This is a genomic window from Marinomonas sp. S3726, from assembly GCF_000967665.1.
Taxonomy (GTDB): Bacteria; Pseudomonadota; Gammaproteobacteria; order Pseudomonadales; family Marinomonadaceae; genus Marinomonas.
Window position 1 is genome coordinate 1 of sequence record NZ_JXYC01000063.1, and the last position, 2,958, is coordinate 2,958.

Here is a 2,958-nt window from a genome sequence, read left to right on the forward strand (position 1 = left end):
TCAAATTTTTTGTAGTCATTCGAACATCAATTGCCGTAGCAATTAACAACTCGAACAACTTGCTGAAGTCTCTAGCGAGTGCCCACACAAATTATCTGATTAACTATTTTAAAGAGCGTCTGACTTACTAAACATGTTCTAAATAAGAGTGAACGTTTGTAGTTAGCTACTTGGTAGCTTGTCGGTGCAGCCTTGTTTGCTACCCCGTGTCAGTGGATGCGTATAATATACATCTCAGATTTTATGGCAAGCATTATTTTCAATTAAATCAAAATTATGCAAAAGTTTTTACCCCACAAGTCATTTTGAGGAACCACGCTCCTATCACCAAGTAAATATGTCAGTTTAAAGACATTATTAACTCTTAATTAGGTTAAATCAGCCTGCATAACTGACACATAGTGGCCTTTATAATCTACATGTTCAATAAGACTAAACCCTACTTTCGAATAGATACCGCCATTAAGCTTTTCAGTCTGTAGATAAAGCCTTTTTATTCCAAATTTTTTTGCCTGATTAATAACAGCTTGAACTAAACGTGTAGCAACACCTTCCCCTCTTGCTGAGCTTTTTACATAAACACCCCCTATCCAGTATTCGTAATCAGGGTAAATGTCCATTTCATGAATTTTAAGTTCGGCTGCACCAATTAACTCTCCATCTAACTTTGCCAACATCAATAATGGCGCCTTATCTCGATTCGTATAAGTCGCTAGCTTTGACTCTACTCTCCCCACTGTCATATCTGAGACATTCGATAACCATTGCTCAAAGTACCAACTGGCTACTTCTTTATAAGCCAAAGGCTCATCTGCCAGTAACATTAATTCCATTTTTTCACCCATCTATTTATATCGATTACTTAAGTACGTACAAACGAAAAATCTGTAGGGTAAGAATGAAGACCATCATAATCTCCCTTACTTAATACAACACCATGCACTCTTGCTATGGCATATACCATACTCATATGAAATGAAAAATTAGGGATAATATATTTGTGAATAAACTCGGATGGCGATAAAGCAACCTCAGTAAACCCCGCTTTGTCTATAAGCGTTTTACTATCATCTAGATTCTCAATCACAACAGTTTGCTCTAAGTACGCTTTGGTTTTCGTTATTTGCTCAAGTACCGCGCCTTTTCCTGAAACCTCTGAATAAAAAGAAACTAACTCAATAGCTACTAGTGGACAGTAGCCCCTTAATAAAAAGTTAGCTGCCACCTTTGCATTCATTTCTAGAGAAAACATATCATCAGATAAAGACAGAGAAAAAATATCTACAGGCACTTTAGCCACAATGACTTCAAGTTGAGCAAGGTAACCAATGAACAAAGACCTAATATCAAGACTCATAATTAAAACCTCTCTCCTTCCATCTCTTGATAAACTAGAACCTTAGCCATCTCTAGATCAATTAAACACGCACCTGGGCTCTCTTCTTTCACTTGCTTGTCAGTTTCATAAAAAACCATATACCTATAAAAATTAAGCGTACTCAAGTTTGAGTCAAGACACCATAACCGAACTTCTGCTGACGCACTCCCAACACTTGCCAATAACTTCTCTTCAAAAGCTTGATAAAGGCAACGACCGATACCGAAACCTTGGTACTTAGGTATCACATATAAAGAAGATAAGCTAAAACAGCGATTTAACTGACTTTCGCAGACATAAACTTTTTCATAACTTAAGAAACCAACCAATAAAGAAGTCTGCTTTTCAGAAAGCACTTCAAACACTAGAACCTCAGCTAAGCTTTCAGATATTATCTTATGCCATAGTTTCTCGCGGCGTTCTAAGTTATAACCTTGGATATAAGCTTCAGGCATTAAGCCTTGATATGCTTCACTCCAATTGGTGACATGAATTAACGCTATTTGGGTAACATCCTCTACAGATGCTTTTCTAAAATGAAACATAAGATCCTTTTATGTTTGAAGAGATGTGAACAGTAGATAACTTAACAAGCAATCATCCATCGAAGTTAGACACTTACTTATTACCTTTTAGCTAAAACCCATTCAACAAAAACCGATTTTTTTTCTCGATATGCACCCTGAGATAAGTCTTCACAGGACAATTTAAGCTTCTTGTATTGCTTTACTAGATCTGCATTAGCACAAAGAAGGTCTCGGAATTTCGAAAAGCATTCAAACTCAGACCCATTAACTACAACTTGAAGCGCGACATCCTCCTGTGAAATAGATTCCAGCATACAGAGCTCAGCCGTTCTTAACGTATCAACTTTCTCTTGAAAACCTAGAGAAGAGAGTAGCTTAACCGAACTCTCAAACTCATCGGCTTTAATGCCCACAAAAATATCTAAGTCACCTTTGGAAACAGCATACGGAATGGAAGATGCTCCTATATGCTCCACCCGAGCATGAGGAAGCAACACTAACACTTTCGACTTAACCTGAAGAAACAATGCTTCACAACCAACCTGGTATTGATCAGGTCTATAGAACTTCATATTTTCCCTTGAAGGTTATGCTAGAAAACGTCATTAAGCATTCAATAAGCTCTTCTCATATTAATAAAAATGATCAGAATCGAACAAAAATCGATCTTAATTTAAACGCTAAAGTAGTATTGTATCAATCGAAAAAATCGCTCCACCTAAATCCTCCCACACTAAGATCTGATTAATCTATAACACAAAAAAACAGTGTAACCAATTGATTTTAAATAGATTTCGACATAGTTCAATTTCAATCTAGACGAGATGCACATATAAGATTAGGTTTAATAACAGCTAGCTGATACGTAGCATTTCTAATAAAGGGTTGCTTCTGTAATTTTTCGGGGAGTGGGATGGGATCAATCGACGACTCTGTGATTATCAAGAAACGCTAACCACGAGATCTACTCTAGTCTTAGGCACCTTAGCTCTAACGCCAGCAGAGCTGGCGAGTACGCATTCCCACGGAGGAGAGGCTGTGAAAGAATTAACG

4 protein-coding genes are annotated in these 2,958 nt (G+C 37.3%); all 4 read right to left on the reverse strand.

The window, feature by feature from the left end; all coding sequences use genetic code 11:
- Positions 1-368: 368 nt before the first annotated feature.
- Positions 369-833 (reverse strand): GNAT family N-acetyltransferase, encoded by a 465-nt coding sequence (locus TW85_RS24950; protein WP_046019852.1) that lies wholly within the window; start codon positions 831-833, stop codon positions 369-371.
- Between the two features lie 29 nt (positions 834-862).
- Positions 863-1,357, reverse strand: a complete 495-nt coding sequence (locus TW85_RS24955; RefSeq protein WP_046019849.1) for a DUF1993 family protein — start codon at positions 1,355-1,357, stop codon at positions 863-865.
- 2 nt (positions 1,358-1,359) lie between these two features.
- Complete coding sequence (locus tag TW85_RS24960) at positions 1,360-1,923, reverse strand: GNAT family N-acetyltransferase (RefSeq protein WP_046019850.1); 564 nt, start codon at positions 1,921-1,923, stop codon at positions 1,360-1,362.
- An 80-nt stretch (positions 1,924-2,003) separates the two neighbouring features.
- Positions 2,004-2,477, reverse strand: coding sequence for a GrpB family protein (locus TW85_RS24965; RefSeq protein WP_046019851.1), 474 nt, complete (start codon positions 2,475-2,477; stop codon positions 2,004-2,006).
- Positions 2,478-2,958 lie beyond the last annotated feature (481 nt).

Bases quoted from the DNA above. Each gene is read 5' to 3' on its own strand.
- TW85_RS24950 (WP_046019852.1), bottom strand. From the start codon at position 833: ATGGAATTAATGTTACTGGCAGATGAGCCTTTGGCTTATAAAGAAGTA.
- TW85_RS24955 (WP_046019849.1), bottom strand. From the start codon at position 1,357: ATGAGTCTTGATATTAGGTCTTTGTTCATTGGTTACCTTGCTCAACTT.
- TW85_RS24960 (WP_046019850.1), bottom strand. From the start codon at position 1,923: ATGTTTCATTTTAGAAAAGCATCTGTAGAGGATGTTACCCAAATAGCG.
- TW85_RS24965 (WP_046019851.1), bottom strand. From the start codon at position 2,477: ATGAAGTTCTATAGACCTGATCAATACCAGGTTGGTTGTGAAGCATTG.